Raw genomic sequence first — 15,834 nt, 5'->3', positions numbered from 1 at the left:
ACGTCCCTCGGCCTGCCGTGCCGGGGGACGTCGTCGTCCCGGCAAGCTCCCACCGTTCTTCCACCTTCGCCGCGTAGCCTGTGGGCATGAGCCTCATCCGACGTCGCCCCGCCGCCCTGTCCCTGGCCACCCTGGCCGCGCTCGCGCTGGCCGCATCCGGCTGCGCGGTCGACGACGGCGAGACCCGGGCCGCGCTGCAGAGCGCGGAGGACCGGCTCGCCCAGGCCGAGGACCGGATCAGCGAGCTGGAGGCGGACGCCTCGGACCGCGTGGACCTGGGGCAGCTGCGCCAGGAGGCCGAGGGCGCCCTCGAGGAGGCGGACCGGCGCGCCGCCGAGGTCGTCGAGGACCTGACGCGATCCCTGCCCTCCGGTTCGGACATCGTCGACGTCGAGGCGCTCCGGGAGGACGGAAAGGTGGTCATCGAGTACGGCCAGTCCCTGCTCGATGCCGATCCCCAGGTCCTCGAGGACACGATGCGGGAGGCGGCGGAGCGGGCGCGCAACGCCATCCCGGACCTGAAGGACGTCGAATTCCGCGTGGGGGACCGGACCTTCACGTACTGATCCTGCGACGGGGATCCGTGAGCCCCCCGACACGCCTCTTCGACCCGCCCGGAACGGCGGATCGGAGCGGCTCGACGTGTTACGCTTCACCCGTGCACGACTGCACCCTCAGTCATGAGAGGGTTCGTGCAGACCGCCAGGCCCACCGGTACGCCGGGGCCGCGGTCGCTGGGGGACTCTCGGTCGGGTGGCCCTCGGTCAAGGGATGAGGGGTTCACGTCTGTGAAGAGGACGTGGGCCCCTTGTTCACGTTTCGGGGGTGTCGCGCGGTTTGCCCCTGACAACGACGACCTGGCAGGCCCGCTTCCGATTCGCGCCCGGCGGTGCCGGTGGGGTATGCTCATCGGGTGCCGAAGCGCGGATGACCGCGATTCGCCACGGGCTATGGCGCAGCTTGGTAGCGCGCTTGACTGGGGGTCAAGAGGTCGTGGGTTCAAATCCCGCTAGCCCGACCACGTTCCCACGGGTCAGAGTCCGCATCTGACGAGGGAAAATGGAATGAGGCCCAGGTACTCCCTCGAGGGGAGCGCCTGGGCCTCTTTCCGTGCCTGACATATTCCTTAGCACAAACTGATCGAGACAGACCCTACGGTTCGGCGTTCGGCTCGACTTATATCCCCGGGAATTCAGAACTTCCTCAGTGGCCGAGCGGCTCGATCCAAAATCGATCTCGTCGGTGACCAGAGCGTTGGCCCTGAAGCCCCCTGGGTCTGATGGAGACTCGCGCTATTTGATTCCGACCAGCTGTTCGCGGCCGGCTTCGACAGCATAGAACGTGTCCTCGAACTCGGCGGGTGGGACGTCGCCGAGGTAGCCGTGGAGGCGTTGCGTGTTGTGCCAGGACACCCACCCGAGGGTCGCGAGCTCGAGGTCCTCGACCGTCCGCCAGGGACCTGGCCGTGCGGGTCCGCGGACGTGCTCGGCCTTGTAATAGCCGTTCACGGTCTCGGCCAGGGCGTTGTCATAGCTGTCCCCGACGGTCCCGATCGACGGTGTCGCTCCGATCTCGGCGAGGCGTTCGCCGTAGCGAATGGAGGTGAATTGAGACCCCGCGTCGCTGTGGCAGCGCAGGTCCTCGTGGCGAGCGCCGCGGGACCAGCGGGCCATCCCGATCGCGTCGAGGACCATCTCGGTGCGCATGTGTGACGCGCACCGCCACCCGACGATCATCCGGGAGAACGCGTCGACGATGAAGCAGACGTACGCGACGCCGGCCCACGTCGGCACGAACGCCAGGTCGGTGACCCAGAGCCGGTTCGGGGCAGGCGCGGTGAACTCCCGCTTCACGAGGTCCGGGTGCCGCGCTGCGGTCGGATCTGGCCGGGTCGTCTTCACCCGCTTCGACCTGGTCGCGCCCTTAATCCCTGCGGCGCGCATGAGCCGGCCCGTCTGATCTCGGCCGATGTCGATCCCGGCGCGACGCGCGGTCTTCCAGAGCTTTCTGACCCCGTAGACGCGGTAGTTCGTCTCCCAGAGCTCGACCAGCTGCGGGATCAGCTCCTCGTCCCGCACCGCGCGAGCCGAGGGGGCGCGGGTCTTGGCGGCGTAGTAGCTGCTCGGAGCCACCTGCAGCAGCCTGCAGATGAGCTCGACTCCGAGCCGGCGACCGTCGACCAGGTCATCCTTGTTCGCGTCGATGAACGCGACTACTTCCGGTAGTGGCGGTCGAGCTCCGCCCCGAAGAAAGACGCAGCACGCTTGAGGACCTCGTTGGCCCGCCGCAACTCCCGGACCTCCTGCTCCAGCTCACGCACCCGCTGCGCCTCAGCGCTGCTCACGTCAGAGGTGACGCCGTCGTCGATGTCGGCTTGCTTGACCCACATCCGCACGGACTCGACCCCGTACCCGAGCTGCGTCGCGACCCGCTGCACAGTCCCATGCTCGGTTCCCAGCTCGGCACGCAGCGTCCTCACCATCCGGACCGCCGCGGCCTTCTCCTCCGGCGAATACCGACGCGTCGTCGGCTTCCCCGCTGTCTGCTCTTTCGGCATAACTCCATCCTCGTTTCCAAGGTCAGGAGTCTCCAACAAACCCAGGGCGCTTCAATCGGTCAGGAAGGCAGCAGGAGCACCTTGATGTCGTAGTCGAGCTTGCAGAGATAGAAGATCAACTCGACGACGGGACGGTGACTATCCCAGCGGGGCTGTGAGGGGCCGATCTCGCAGAACCTTGTGGCAAACTCAACCTTCTCGCGCGCGGCCGGGATCGATGCGCGGAAGGCCGCTTCATCCCATTGCTCTTCGCTCATACTCCCGACCGTAGCGGTGAGTACCGACACGGCCGTGGGAGCTCTCAGCCCCAGAAGATCGGATCCTGGTGGCTGCCGATGTAGTCGAGCAGACTCTGGACGTTCTTCGTCGGGCGCCTCTCCGTGTACTCGTGGAACTTCATGTGCCGGTCACGCCAGTAGATGCTCCACTGGCCGGTCTTGACGGTGTATCGCAGGCGCGCGACCGGGAACCGCGTCCAGTCGCCCTGCCCGTCCCACGGCGGCCGCGTCTCGATGATCGTGACGTGCCGGTCGGCGATCTCGGCTTCTACTCTCACCTGATCCCACAGGTGCTCGGGCACGCGTTCACGGCACCAGCGGCCGATGCGCAGCAGGTCGGTCTCGGGCATAGCCATGGTCAAGTCCTTTTGAGTGGTGTATCGAGGCTTTGTCGGGTTCCTCGTGGTCGGGTGGGTTGTCAGGCGGCGAGTGCCGCGTGGCCGGGGTCGTCGGTCATGGTGTCGCTGACCTGTAGGGCGGCTTGTTCAGCCGCGGCTTTCGCGGCTGCTTCGGCGAGCATCGTGTCGGTCGCGGTCAGCAATTCCAGGCTCATGTAGCGCCGTGATTCGGTCCATTCGTCGTGCTGCTCGGCCAGCACCGCGCCGAGGAGTCTAATCACCGCGACTCGGCTGGGGAAGATGCCGACGACGTCGGTGCGTCTCCGGATCTCCTTGTTGAGCCGTTCGTTCGGGTTGTTCGACCAGATCTTCTTCCACACCTCCTTCGGGAACTTCGTGAACGTGAGCACCTCATCGCGGGCGCCCTCGAGGTGCTCGGCAGCGGCCGGCAGATGGGTGGCCAGGCTGTCGATCATGTGCTCGTACTGGGCGATCACCGCCTCGACGTCGGGCTGGGTGTAGACGCTGTGCAGCAGCGCTTTCACCGCGGGCCACTGCGACTTCGGGCACACCGCCATCAGGTTGGCCGCGTAGTGGGTGCGGCAGCGCTGCCACTGCGCCGTCCCGAACACCGCCCCGGCCGCTTCGACCAGCCCGGCATGGGCATCGGAGGTGATCAGCTCCACCCCCGACAGGCCGCGGGCAGCCAGATCACGGAAGAACCCGAGCCACCCCTCCCTGGTCTCCGCGGTGCCCAGTTGCAGGCCGAGGATCTCGCGGTAGCCGTCGTTGTTGATGCCGGTGGCGACCATGGCGGCGACCTTGACGACCCGGCCGTGTTCACGCACTTTGAGCACGAGCGCGTCGGCGGCGACAAACCGATACGGCCCAGCATCGAGCGGCCGGGTGCGGAACGCTTCGACCTGCGCATCCAGGTCTTTACTCATCTCTGAGACCTGCGATTTCGACAGGCCCGTGATGCCGAGAGTCTGCACCAGTTTGTCCATCCGGCGGGTGGAGACGCCGAGCAGGTAGCAGGTGGCGACCACCGTGGTCAGCGCTGCCTCGGCGCGGCGGCGCCGCTCCAGGAGCCAGTCGGGAAAGTAGGTGCCTTCGCGCAGTTTCGGGATCGCGACGTCGATGGTGCCGGCGCGGGTGTCCAGGTCCCGGTGCCGGTAGCCGTTACGCCGGTTGGTGCGCTCATCCGAGCGGGCGCCGTAGGCGGCGCCGCACACGCTGTCAGCCTCGGCCGACAGCAGGGCATTGATGAAGGTGGTGAGCATCTGACGCATCAAGTCCGGCGAGGCCTGGGTGAGCAGATCGGACAGAAACGCCTGGGGGTCGATATCGTGGGGAGCGGTCATCGCGGGTGTCCCTTTCGAGTGGGATGTGAGAGTTTCCTCGAAAGCCTCCCGCGGTGACCGCTTCTACTTCGCGGTCGACACGCCAACCGGAGTCAACGTGCTGCGGGATTCGTACACCACTCTGCCGGACGCAACTGCGCCGCACCCTCCACACCGGGATGAGCCTGCTGACCGACCGCCAAAAAGAACACCTCAGCGTCCTCTTCGCCCACGAGAAGCACGCCGCGGTCGAAGCGGCCTGGGAGATCTACCAGGCCATGGTCGCCGCGTATCGAGAATTCGACCGCGCAAAGGCTAAGGCCAAGATGGAGAAGGTGATCGCGGCGCTGAGCAAGAAGGTCCCCGACACCCTCGAGGAACTGGGCAAGCTCGGCCGGACACTGACCAAACGCGCCGCCGACGTGCTGGCGTTCTTCGAGCGACTGGGCACCAGCAACGGTCCGACGGAGGCGATCAACGGCCGGCTCGAACACCTGCGCGGCTCCGCCCTCGGCTTCCGCAACCTCACCAACTACATCGCCCGCAGCCTCCTCGAATCAGGCGGCTTCAGACCCTTGCTACACCCTCAAATGCGATGAGCCTCGAATGCAGGATCTTGTGCCGACAGCGGCGCACGATGGTCGCGGGGATCTCGAACAACCGTGCGCGAAACCGTTTGGGCTCCCAGCGACGTACATCATGGCCGGCCAGCGCGATGGCCTGCATCCAGGCGACGATGACGCCGGCGAGCTGGACGATCTGGCACCAGACCTGGTTCTGCGCGAATCCCTGCAGCGGGAACTTCATCAGGCCCATGTCCTTGGCGTTGCGGATCCGGTCCTCGCAGCGCGCGCGGCGGCGGTGACGCAGCTCCAGCACTGGAAGCTGGCCGCGTGGGGCGTTGGTCGCGAACGCAGTGATCCGCATCCCTTTGTGATCGGTGATCCGTAGCTGCACTCCGGGGTGGGGGCGTTCCTTCCTTACGGTTACCCGCATTCCGGGGGCCACCCGGGCAGGTCCAGTAGTCCGGTCAGTTCCGCGACCCATGCCCCATCGCGGATCCCTTCGGTGTCGGTGTCGTAGGCAGGAGTCCACGCCTTAGCCTCATCAATACGTTCCAACAGGTCAGGAGTGTTCGCGGGGAGGGTGAACCCGACTGAGTAGGCCAGACGCTGCCGCTCCAGCCAGCCCGCGAAGTCCTTGGGGCCGCCGGCCCCGTCGGTGCGAATCAGGACCTTTTTCGATCCCCGCCCGCCCCGGCCCAGCAGGGCCGGTGGGAGCTGCGCAAGGGCCAGACGGGTGACGGCGATGTGATCGCTGGCGGTGTTCGAGCCCGCGTTGCCGGGGCGAAGGTGGATCGCGAGCGGTTCCCCGGTTCCTTCGCTGCCGTGGTCCAGGAACGCGTACAGAGGGTGGTAGCCGAAGCCGCGTTTGAACGTCGGGGCGGCTTGCTCCTTCTCACTGTGGACGTTGATCAGGGTGGCGTCGAGGTCGATGACCAGCGGGGTCTTCGCGCTCGTCCCCTCGGCCGGGGAATGCTCGCCGGCCAGGGCCCAGGCCTGCTCGCGCGCGGTCCTGCGAGCCCTGGCGATCGCGGTCATCACGGCGGGCGCGTCCTCAGCGAGGGTGGTGAGCGTGCGGGAGATCGTTGGGGCCGAGGCGACGTCACCGAACAGGCCCGGCTCGCACCGCAGCAGGTCGGTGTCACGGGCGACCTCCCCGCCCACCGCGAGAGTCATCGCGAGGTCCAGCAGGACCTTGGAGGCGTGATGCTCGGCCAGCGGTTTCGTCCATGAACCCAACGCTTCACGCAGCGAAGAGGCGAGGCCGGTGGCGTGGATCGTGTCGGTCAGCAGCACCGCGCCCGCATGCGAGGACGCCGGGACCTCAGCGACGTCCACACGCGGGCGGGGGTAGAAGAACACGGTAGGGTGGGACACCTGAAAGGTGCTCCTTCCGGCCAGGGATTACGAGACTCGACACCCCGTATCATCCCAGGCCAGGAGCACCTTTCTCTATGACGCCCACCCGTCGAGACCACACCCCAGTGAAATCTCGAGGTCAGCGGGTGCTCGTGGCAGGGCCTGTGAGCCGCCCCCTTCATTCGGTCCGGACGTTCTGTGAGTCGTCGGTTTCCATTTGATGGGTGCACTGCCGAGCGTACTCGGCTGGGGTTAGGTAGCCGAGCGAGGAGTGCCGGCGGTGGTGGTTGTACTCATCCTTCCAGTCGCCGATGATGACCTGTGCGTGCAGCAGCGAGTAGAAGCTGTTGATGTTGAGGCACTCGTCGCGGATCCGGCTGTTGAACGACTCGACGTACCCGTTGCGCCACGGCGAGCCCGGAGGGATGTAGGACAGGCCGGTGCGGGTGCCGGCCCAGTCGGCCATCGCCTCGCTGATGAACTCCGGCCCGTTGTCCGACCTGAGCACCGCCGGGGCGCCCCGGGCGGCGACGAGGTCCTCGAGGTGGGCGGTGAGTCGGTCGGCGGTAATCGAGCGCTCCACGAGCCCGCCGATGCACTCCCGGGTGTGTTCGTCGACGATCGAGCAGATCTTGATCGGTCGTCCGTGCTCGTCGGCGTCGAACTGGAAGTCCACCGCCCACACCACGTTCGGCGCGTCCGCCGTCGGCGCGTCGACGGTCGAGGACCCGACGCGCTTGCGTCGACGCCGCTGCGGGACCCGGAGCCCTTCGTCACGCCACAGGCGTTGGATCTTCTTGTGGTTCACCACCCACCCCTCGGCGCGGGCGTCGTGATACGCCCGCCGATACCCGTAGCGGGGATGGTCCTTCGCCCAGGCGCGCAGCCACTCCCTGAGCGCCCGATCCGGGTCCGCGACCGTGTCGCCCTTGAGCGGTCGCCGGTACGCGGAGCGGCTCAGCCCGACCAGACGGCACGCCATCCGTTCGCTCACCCGCAACTTGCGCTTGAGGTGATCGACGGCGGCGCGGCGCCTGTCCGGGCTTAGAAGTTTCCCTCAGCCAGCTCCTTGAGCGCGGCCTTCTCCAGCTCCGCTTCCGCGAGCAGACGCTTCAGGGTCGCGTTCTGCTTCTCCAGCTCCTTCAGGCGCTTTGCGTCGTCGGCCTTGAGGCCGCCGTACTGGTTCCGCCACCGGTAGTACGTCTGCTCGGACACCCCGAGCTCCCGGCACACCGCCGCGACGTCCTGACCATCGGCGAGCATCCTGTCGGCCTGCCCGAGCTTACGGACGACCTGCTCGGGGGTGTGACGCTTCCTGCTGTTCGTCATGATCTGACCAGTCTCCCTGCCCGCGACCGCGGGCAACAGGACGACTCTCATAACGACTGGACCTACGAAACGGGGTCAGCCCACCTGAACTGTGGTCCGTACACTCCTACTCATGGATGCGCTTGATATTGGACGGATCGTGGCCGGACTGGTGCTGCTGGTCTTGGGTGGGGAATTTTTGGTGCGTGGGGCGTCAGCACTGGCCGGACGTTTCGGGATTTCGTCATTGGTGATCGGTCTCACCGTAGTGTCAGCGGCGACGTCGGCACCCGAGTTCGCAGTGAGCGTCGGTGCTGTACTGCGTGATGAACCGGGGCTTGCCGTGGGCAATGCGGTTGGCAGCAACATCATTAATGTCCTGCTCATCCTGGGACTGTCCGCGCTGGTCGTTCCCCTCGCTGTAAAGCGGAGGCTGATCCGCTTTGACCTGCCCCTGATGGTCGTCTTGTCAGTTCTACTGCTCCTTGTGTCCCTGGATGGGAGGATCAGTGCGGTGGACGGGCTGATACTATTTTTCGGTGTGGTGGTCCACACCATAATGTCCGTGGTGATTAGTCGGCGGGACGCCAAGACCGCGGTGAATGCCCGGGAAGGGACAGGAGATTCGGCAACCGTCGATCCAGCCGACGAGGAAGGGGCTGCGCTAGGCGCCTCGGTCAGCAGGTCGCTCTTCTTTGTGCTGCTGGGGGTCGCGTTGCTGGTCGCCGGTGCCACGCTGCTCGTGGAAGGAGCAGTGAACATAGCCACCACGTTGGGCGTAAGCAGCCTCGTGGTCGGACTGACCGTTGTGGCTGTCGGGACATCGCTGCCCGAGCTGGCGACGTCCATCATTGCCGTGCGTCGCGGTGAACGCGACCTAGCGGTGGGCAACGTGGTCGGCAGCAATATCTTCAACATAGGGGTAGTGCTAGGACTAACCGCGCTCATCTCTCTTGAGGGCATTCCCGTATCCGGCGCCGCAGTGGCCTTCGATATCCCAGTAATGCTGGCGGCCGCAGTGGCACTACTGCCGATCGCGTTCACGGGCTTCGCGGTGGCGCGTTGGGAGGGCGGCTTGTTCGTGGTTTTGTACGCCGCCTACACCGGATACCTTGTGCTGGCTGCCACAGCGCACGATGCACTGGAGGGATTCACCGTAGCCATGGCGTGGTTCGTGCTGCCGTTAATCGCACTGACGCTCATTTCCTTTACAGCCTACGAAATCGGGCTCCGCAAGGGACGCCGAGACCTGGACCAGACCACGACTTCGACGTAGACCGTCGAGTGCATTCGGCTGCTGGCTTCATTCAGGTCGTCGGCTGAATGTAAATCGGCAAGAGATGACTGTCGGTTGGTGGTGTCATAGCGTCGTAGCAACACTCCCGGTCGGTGGGGGCTCGAGGCGAGGAGGCCTGGGATGGTGCGGCGGCGACTCACGTTCACGGAGCGGATGGAGATCTCGACGGGATCGAAGGCCGGGTGGGGAGTCCGGAAGATCGCGTCTCACCTGGGTAGATGCCCTTCGGTGGTCTCCAGAGAGCTTCGACCGAACTCGACGAAGACGCGCGGCTATCAAGCCGTGACCGCGGACGTGAAAGCGCAACGCCAGCGCTCTCGCCCACAGGTCCGGAAAGTGGCAAAGGACCCGGTACTCGAGGCCCGCGTCAACGCCGACCTCGCAGCGTCATGGATGCCGAACGAGATCGCGGGTCGCTTGCGTCTGGAGGCCGCAGACCCGACCGTTGAACGCATGGCGAACTCTCCCGACGCTCAGGGCCGCACCGTCAGCGGAGAAGCGATCTACCAGTACATCTACGCGATCCCCCGCGGAGAACTCGCCAAGCGTGGGATCTTCTTGCAGTCCAAACGGACCAAGCGCCGGCCCCGCACGCACGGCCGCTCCCGAGGCGGGCCGATCGTGGGGATGGTCCCGATCGCGGAGCGTGGCGAGGACGCGGCGAAGCGGCGGGTACCCGGGCACTGGGAGGGCGACCTGATCATCGGGAAGAACGGGTCCTCGTGCGCGGCGACGCTGGTGGAGCGGATGAGCGGGTTCACCGGCCCGCTCGCCCTGCCCTCGAAACACGCCGAGGGCCCCCGCGGACGCGGTGATCGAGTACTTCACCGAGCTGCCCTGGATGATGCAGACCTCGCTGGTAAGGGACCAGGGCAGCGAGATGGCGCACCACGCAAAGGTCTCCCCGGCCACAGACATGCCGGTCTGAATCGCTCCAGGTCTGGTGGAGGCTCTGATCCAACGGAAGGATGCAGAGCATGCCCGCACCACGGAAGTACCCCGACGAGCTCCGCGAACGCGCCACGCGGATGACGCTGGAAGCCCGTCAAGACCCCGCCACGAGGACCGAAGCGTTCCGCCGCGTAGGAGAACAGCTCGGGATCAATTCCGAGACGCTCGGCAACTGGGTCCGCCAAGCCGAGATCGACCACGGCCACCGCCCCGGAATTACGACCAGCGAAGCCGCCCGGGTGGCCGAGCTGGAGAAGGAGAACCGTGAACTACGGCGGGCGAACGCGATCCTGCGCTCGGCGTCGGCTTTCTTCGCGGCGGAGCTCGACCGCCCACAGCGCTGATCGTGGACTACATCGACGAACACAAGCACGAGTTCGGTGTCGAGCCGATCTGCGCCACGCTGTCCGCGGCAGGCACACAGATCGCACCGAGCACGTACTACGCGGCCAAGACGCGCCCTCCTTCAGTGCGTAGCCTGCGCGATGAGCAGGTGCTCGTGGAAATCCGGCGGGTGCATGAGGCCAACTACGGGGTCTACGGGGCCCGGAAGGTCCACGCGCAACTGCGGAGGGAGGGCCTGCAGGTGGCCAGGTGCACGGTGGAGCGGCTCATGCGAGCCGCAGGCCTGCGCGGGATCAGCCGCGCGAAGGGACCGAGGACCACGGTCCCAGGCCCCGGCCCGGATGAGCGTCAAGACCTGGTCCAGCGAGACTTCACCGCGGCGGCTCCGAACCAGCTGTGGGTCGCTGACATCACCTACTGCCGCACTTTCAGCGGATGGGTGTACGCCGCGTTCATCATCGACGTGTTCTCCCGACGGGTGCTGGGCTGGCAGCTGTCGAAGTCGCTGCGCACGGACCTGGCCCTGGACGCGTTGGAGATGGCGTTCTGGACGCGTCAGCGCGCAGGCCAAGACGTGGCCGGGCTACGGCATCACAGCGATAAAGGAGTCCAGTACGTCGCCGTGCGATACACCCAGCGGCTCGCCCAGGCCGGCGCAGTCGCCTCAGTCGGCTCGACGGGGGACTCGTATGACAATGCCCTCGCGGAGGCGTTCAACTCGCTGTTCAAGGCGGAGCTGATCCGGAACAAGGGGCCATTCAAGTCCATCGAGGACCTGGAGATCGCGGTCGCGGAGTACATCGACTGGTTCAACCATCGTCGTGTGCACGGCGAGATCAGGCTGGTCCCTCCAGTCGAGTTCGAGGACGTCTACCATCATGAGAACCCCGTGCCGGCGCCCGCCGGGACGGCACTTACGAGCCTCTAACAAACCCGGGGCGATTCAGCGCCGATCGCGGAGTGGACGCGATGATGATTGTAGAAGTGCAGCCATCCAGGCAACGCGGCCCTGCGCTCCGTCTCTGAGCTATAGAACCGGGCGTAGGCCCACCCGTCAGCGAGCGTGCGATGGAACCGCTCAATCTTCCCGTTCGTCTGCGGACGATAGGGCCGAGTCCGCTTGGGCTTGATCCCGAGCTCGGTGCAGGCATCACGCCAGGCATGCGAGCGGTAGGCCGAGCCGTTGTCCGAGAGCACCCGCTCCACCTCCACACCCAGGCGCGCGAAGTGGGCGACCGCGCGGCGCAACACCGCGATGGCCGTCTGGCTGCGTTCATCGGAGTGCATCTCGACATAGGCGAAGCGGGAGTGATCATCGATCACGGTGTGCAGAAAGCCCACCCCGAGCCGGGGCTGATATCGGGCATCACGGGTTCCTTCGCGGTCCGAGGTCGCCGCGCGGTGCTTCAGGCCCTGCTGGCGCCCGACGAATCGGTGTCCGCCCCCGTCGGGGATGCGCCCGAACTTGGTGACGTCGACGTGGATCAGCGAGCCGGGGTGGGGGTGCTCGTAGCGGCGGATCGGCTCGCCGGTGACCCGGTCCAGACGGGCGAGGCGGTTGATCCGGCAGCGCACGAGCACGGCATGGACGGTGGAGGCCGGCATCCTGAGTTCTCCAGCGATCTGTGCCGGCCCCAGGCGTCGGCGCCATCGGGCGGCCACGATCTGTTTCACCACCGCCTGCGGTGTTCTGGTCGGCATCGTGGACGGCCGGCTGGACCGGTCTGCCATCCCTGCAGGTCCCTCGGCCCGGAAGCGTGTGGCCCATTTGCGTGCGGTGGGTGGGGAGACCATGAACATCTTGGCCGCGGTGGCGACCGGCCAGTGTTCCTCGACGATGAGCTTGGCCAGGCGTAGGCGGGCGCGAGGGGTCAGGGCGGCGTTAGCCTGGGACATGAAGGCCTTCTGTTCGCGTGAGCGGTTTCTCGACAACTCCACTCTCGCAACAGGAGGCCTTCGCCTGTCAGCTGTTCACGCAACAACGTCCCTGGACACCACACCTAGGGCGTGTCTGAGAATAGATGCACGAGTCAGCTGAGACCCTGGGGACATGTCCCGGTTCCAGATGCTCTCTGACACCCAATGGGAGTTGATCGCCCCGATGCTCCCGACCCGGACCGGCCGCGCCGGCAGGCCGTTCGCCGACGCCCGCACCATGGTGGAGGCGATCATCTACCGGTACCGGTGCGGAATCGCTTGGAGGGATCTGCCCGAGGTCTACGGGCCCTGGCAGACCGTGTGGACCTGGCATCGGCGCTTGGCTGAAGAGGGCACCTGGGACACGGTGCTGGCCACGCTGACCGCCGCCGCTGACGCCGAAGGCCTGATCGATTGGTCGGTCTCGGTGGACTCCACGATCGCCCGCGCGCATCAGCACGCGACGAACATCACCCGCCACACAGGGGGATGGATCGAACTACAAGAATCCGCGTGAGGAGCCGGCCGATCACGGCATCGGGCGCTCCCGTGGCGGGCTGAGCACGAAGATCCATCAGCTCGTGGACGGGACCGGGCTGCCGCTGGTCAGCCTGATCACCCCCGGCCAGGCAGGGGACTCCCCGATGCTGCTTCCTCTTCTGGCGCAGCTGCGCGTGACCCGGCCAGTAGGGCGGCCCCGGACCCGCCCCGAGGCCGTGCTGGGCGATAAGGCGTACTCCTCCCGGGCGATCCGCACCCACCTACGTGCCCGTGGGATCAAAGCGGTCATCCCCGAACCGGCCGACCAGCAGGGCCACCGCAGACGGCGCGGTGCCCGCGGCGGGCGCCCCGTCAGCCTCGACGCGGACGCCTACAAGGGCCGCAACGTCATCGAGCGTCAGTACGCGCACCTGAAGCAGTGGCGGGGTCTGGCGACCCGGTATGACAAGTACGCGATCGTCTACCGGTCCGCTGTGGTGCTGAATGCTGTGATCGCATGGTCCAAACGATTGTCAGACATGCCCTAGCCCGCGGTAGGAGGCTCAGAACCATCGCCGGCTGCCGGAGTCGGAAGCGATTCAAAATCATGGCGGAGCTTTCGCAGGTCGTTCTGGAGCTGCTCGCCAGCTTTCTCTAGCAGTGCGAGCTGGGCGAAAATGCGTGTCCAGTCGCTGCGCACGGCAGTCCAAAGCTCTTCGGCTTCTCCGCTACCTACGCCCTTCGCCTGGCCCGAGGCGATGCGGTCGAGCACTCTTGTCGCGTAACGGAGGAAAGCGATCCATGTGACGACGTTGCTGCCTGTCCCGTCCAGCGCTGCCGCGCGCTCGAAAGCGCTCAACCCGCGCTCGTAGTACGTCTGGGCGTCAAATGGGTGTCGGGCGGCTTTCTCGAGCAGCACGGTCCCCAAGGTTGTGAAGCTATAGGTGTCGGCGACGAGTTCTGTTGCTCGGAGTGCGAATGATTCCGCCTTGGCTAGCAAAGTTTCATCATGCCGAGAGTTCCTGCGTGCCAGGATCGCTCGCTGCTCCCAGTACCGAGCGCTCCAGGAGCCGAAAACGTCGATCAGCGATGTATACCAGGAATCGAGATCGGCTCCGGGGAAGGCGTCGTTCAGATGTCGCTGCGACATGAACGCGCCGATGAGGAGGGCAGTCGGGTTGCGCTCTCGGAGGCTCTGCTGACTCAGTCTTGGTGAGACGCTTCGGACTGCGTCGCGCAGAATCTGGGCGGCGTTCTGAACGCCGAGGCGTCTGACAAGGGGTTGCAAAGCCAGCCAGCGGTGGCGAGTACGCACATCGGTTCCGTCGGTGGTCAGGAGCGATGCAAGCTGCGGATTCTCTTGGATCTGCCTAACGAGTTGATCGCTGTTGATGCCGAGCATCCGGCTGGCATCAATGACCAAGAGGCGACGACTCACTAGTGACGCGTATGCCGCCACGAGAACGGCCTCAAGTGCGTCCTCGCCTTCTAGATCTCGGACAAGGGTCTCAACTCGAAGCCCAAATCCGGGTGCGTTTTCGAGTTGTGCCATTGCGTCAAACAAGTCGTGGCCTCTGAAGTGCGCCAGCCGTGCGGAGTCAGGGCGTTTTTCGAGTATCCCGAGGCGACCCGCCCGATCCAAGGCGTCAACGAGGCGAGCTGCGTCGGTCCGCGACAAGCGGCCATTGATTCCGGCCACTCTTGCGTGAGCGAGATTAGAACTCTTGACGCGTCCGACTATGTTGGCTTCACGAGCGGAGTCGTCGACCACGACGCAGACGATGCTTACTCCAGCAAGTCGTGCCTCCGTGACTAGCCGGTTTAAGTCATCGGCGATGTCAGCGGCTCCGTCGAAGAGAAGGGCCAGCGATTTCCCACCTGCGGCAAACGCGAGAAGTGCCTCGACATCAACTCGTCCGTCGTGACGGAACTGGAATGTCCTCCATGAGGCATTTCGCAGGTGTTCACCAAGTTGAAGCAGACCAGTCGAGCGTCCCGTTAGCCGCCTACCGGTGTAGGCGAGGACGGTCGATTTCTGCAGAGACTGTCCGATCTGGTTGCAATCGAGTATCGCCTTGGTAACCCACTCCAGTTCGGCCGCCAGCCCGTTCTGAATATCGCTCCAACTGGGCTCATCGCCGCCGAGGAAGTCGTGTCCTCGCGGCACGGGCGATGGGTCTTGCTTGAGTTCTGCGAACTGTTGTCCGATGCGCATGCCCAGCTCGAGTTCCGCGCCGAGGTCCTGCTCTAGATCGAGGCCTGTGAGTTCGCTCCATTCAAGAACGAAGTCTTCGGCGGTCATCTCGATTGGAACGAGACCCCACCGTGTCAGGTCCGCTCGCATAGCAGGTGAGATGGTCCTAGCTACGTAGAAACTGGGGGCAGCGTGAGTGGGATGACGGCGTGATACAACGGCCTCGATGTCCGGCTCATCTCTGAGTCGAGCGCCGAGAATCACGAAGGGTGAGTTTCCGTAGGAATCGTGGAAGTTGATTGGCCAAGCCGCTCTCGAAGCAGATGATCTTGCATACTCGCTCAAAGAGAAGACGAGCTTTCGGGGCTCATCGGTGTCAACGACACCGTGTAGATGAACAACATTGAGCTGCCGTCCCTGACGAAAGCTATCGTCCCAATTCAGAACCTGAATCTGTCGGCTGCTTTCTCTGGCGATCGCAGCGTGAGCAGACTCGAAAGTGTCGTCAACATTGAGGGTCCAGACCGTTGCCCAGGGGCTCCTGGCGTAGTACTCCATCCAGTACGGATGCTTGACACCCCAGAACCTCTCCCTGAACCAGGAATACACGCGCGACTCGCCTGCAGACTCAACTGCGCGATCGTAAATTCGCCAGAGCAAGTCGTCCTTTTCGGCGGGCACGTTGAACGCATCGCAAAGCTGCTCAATCAGCTTGGCGCTGCCCGGAAGCGACGACCCGGCGCGCGAAACCGAGTCCATGCTGGCTCCGGCACCGAGCAGCAGGTGGTACTCGCCGTTGCGCGCTGCACGACGTAAGGCAAGGCGCTGAGCCTCCGTAACGGAGGCCAGGCCGACATCTGCGTCCTGAGTCATGAGACTAAGCATCGCAGACAGCTGTGCCCGT

At 65.3% G+C, this 15,834-nt stretch carries 11 protein-coding genes, 1 tRNA gene, 3 pseudogenes and 2 other annotated features; of the genes and pseudogenes, 7 read left to right on the top strand and 8 right to left on the bottom strand.

Annotated features, from left to right (window positions below):
- Positions 1–86 precede the first annotated feature (86 nt).
- Both AC3RJ9_RS06695 and AC3RJ9_RS06690 read left to right on the top strand, forming a co-directional pair.
- On the top strand, positions 87–566 hold the full coding sequence (locus AC3RJ9_RS06695) for a hypothetical protein (RefSeq protein WP_123244159.1): 480 nt from the start codon (positions 87–89) through the stop codon (positions 564–566).
- A 378-nt stretch (positions 567–944) separates the two neighbouring features.
- Positions 945–1,021: transfer RNA gene (locus AC3RJ9_RS06690), tRNA-Pro, on the top strand.
- 271 nt (positions 1,022–1,292) lie between these two features.
- On the opposite strand, the gene AC3RJ9_RS06685 is transcribed toward AC3RJ9_RS06690, so the two are convergent.
- From AC3RJ9_RS06685 to AC3RJ9_RS06670, 4 genes are all read right to left on the bottom strand, one after another.
- Positions 1,293–2,557, bottom strand: a protein-coding gene (locus tag AC3RJ9_RS06685) for an IS3 family transposase (RefSeq protein ID WP_233569932.1) whose coding sequence is annotated in 2 segments (ribosomal slippage) — positions 1,293–2,254 and positions 2,254–2,557 — 1,266 coding nt in all. Because the reading frame shifts where the segments join, the coding sequence is not laid out codon by codon here.
- Positions 2,124–2,258 (bottom strand) — a sequence feature (AL1L pseudoknot). It overlaps the preceding gene by 135 nt.
- 59 nt (positions 2,558–2,616) lie before the next feature.
- A complete protein-coding gene (locus AC3RJ9_RS06680; protein WP_123244161.1) occupies positions 2,617–2,814 on the bottom strand; it encodes a hypothetical protein in 198 nt (65 codons plus the stop codon).
- Positions 2,815–2,858: 44 nt separating this feature from the next.
- Entirely contained in the window at positions 2,859–3,191 is a 333-nt protein-coding gene (locus AC3RJ9_RS06675) for a DUF3024 domain-containing protein (protein ID WP_123244160.1), read from the bottom strand.
- Between the two features lie 62 nt (positions 3,192–3,253).
- Entirely contained in the window at positions 3,254–4,537 is a 1,284-nt protein-coding gene (locus AC3RJ9_RS06670) for an IS256 family transposase (RefSeq protein ID WP_036337267.1), read from the bottom strand.
- A 137-nt stretch (positions 4,538–4,674) separates the two neighbouring features.
- Here AC3RJ9_RS06670 and AC3RJ9_RS06665 point away from each other — a divergent pair.
- Positions 4,675–5,115: pseudogene (locus AC3RJ9_RS06665) on the top strand (ISL3 family transposase); the annotation flags it as partial.
- Here the strand turns inward: AC3RJ9_RS06665 and AC3RJ9_RS06660 are convergent.
- Both AC3RJ9_RS06660 and AC3RJ9_RS06655 read right to left on the bottom strand, forming a co-directional pair.
- Positions 5,084–6,456: pseudogene (locus AC3RJ9_RS06660) on the bottom strand (IS1380 family transposase). The pseudogenes AC3RJ9_RS06665 and AC3RJ9_RS06660 sit on opposite strands and share 32 nt — an antisense overlap.
- A gap of 160 nt (positions 6,457–6,616) precedes the next feature.
- Positions 6,617–7,767 (bottom strand): IS3 family transposase gene (locus AC3RJ9_RS06655; RefSeq protein ID WP_098471310.1). Its coding sequence is split into 2 segments (ribosomal slippage): positions 6,617–7,497 and positions 7,497–7,767, totalling 1,152 coding nucleotides; the frame shifts between segments, so codons are not numbered across the junction.
- A 112-nt stretch (positions 7,768–7,879) separates the two neighbouring features.
- Between AC3RJ9_RS06655 and AC3RJ9_RS06650 the strand changes: the two genes are divergently transcribed.
- The 3 genes and pseudogenes from AC3RJ9_RS06650 to AC3RJ9_RS06640 all read left to right on the top strand — a co-directional run bounded on the left by AC3RJ9_RS06650 (position 7,880) and on the right by AC3RJ9_RS06640 (position 11,267).
- Positions 7,880–9,022 carry a calcium/sodium antiporter gene (locus AC3RJ9_RS06650; protein ID WP_043282823.1) on the top strand — a complete coding sequence of 381 codons (1,143 nt, stop codon included), beginning with the start codon at positions 7,880–7,882 and terminating at the stop codon, positions 9,020–9,022.
- A gap of 141 nt (positions 9,023–9,163) precedes the next feature.
- Positions 9,164–9,968 (top strand): annotated as a pseudogene (locus tag AC3RJ9_RS06645) (IS30 family transposase); the annotation flags it as partial.
- A 52-nt stretch (positions 9,969–10,020) separates the two neighbouring features.
- Positions 10,021–11,267 (top strand): IS3 family transposase gene (locus tag AC3RJ9_RS06640; RefSeq protein WP_123244494.1). Its coding sequence is split into 2 segments (ribosomal slippage): positions 10,021–10,300 and positions 10,300–11,267, totalling 1,248 coding nucleotides; the frame shifts between segments, so codons are not numbered across the junction.
- Positions 10,299–10,427, top strand: a sequence feature (AL1L pseudoknot). It overlaps the preceding gene by 129 nt.
- Here AC3RJ9_RS06640 and AC3RJ9_RS06635 read toward each other — a convergent pair.
- Positions 11,264–12,235, bottom strand: coding sequence for an IS481 family transposase (locus AC3RJ9_RS06635; RefSeq protein WP_248086581.1), 972 nt, complete (start codon positions 12,233–12,235; stop codon positions 11,264–11,266). The two genes, AC3RJ9_RS06640 and AC3RJ9_RS06635, sit on opposite strands and share 4 nt — an antisense overlap.
- 154 nt (positions 12,236–12,389) lie before the next feature.
- Here AC3RJ9_RS06635 and AC3RJ9_RS06630 point away from each other — a divergent pair.
- Positions 12,390–13,284 (top strand): IS5 family transposase gene (locus AC3RJ9_RS06630; protein ID WP_119217444.1). Its coding sequence is split into 2 segments (ribosomal slippage): positions 12,390–12,746 and positions 12,748–13,284, totalling 894 coding nucleotides; the frame shifts between segments, so codons are not numbered across the junction.
- Here the strand turns inward: AC3RJ9_RS06630 and AC3RJ9_RS06625 are convergent.
- Positions 13,281–15,803, bottom strand: a complete 2,523-nt coding sequence (locus AC3RJ9_RS06625) for a P-loop NTPase (RefSeq protein ID WP_158604218.1) — start codon at positions 15,801–15,803, stop codon at positions 13,281–13,283. The two genes, AC3RJ9_RS06630 and AC3RJ9_RS06625, sit on opposite strands and share 4 nt — an antisense overlap.
- Positions 15,804–15,834 lie beyond the last annotated feature (31 nt).

It is taken from the genome of Micrococcus sp. 63XJN7_6_ISO-PGPR-S23-444 (assembly GCF_058072765.1).
The sequence above is the reverse complement of the archived record's forward strand: the minus strand, read 5'-3'. Positions and strand labels throughout refer to the sequence as shown.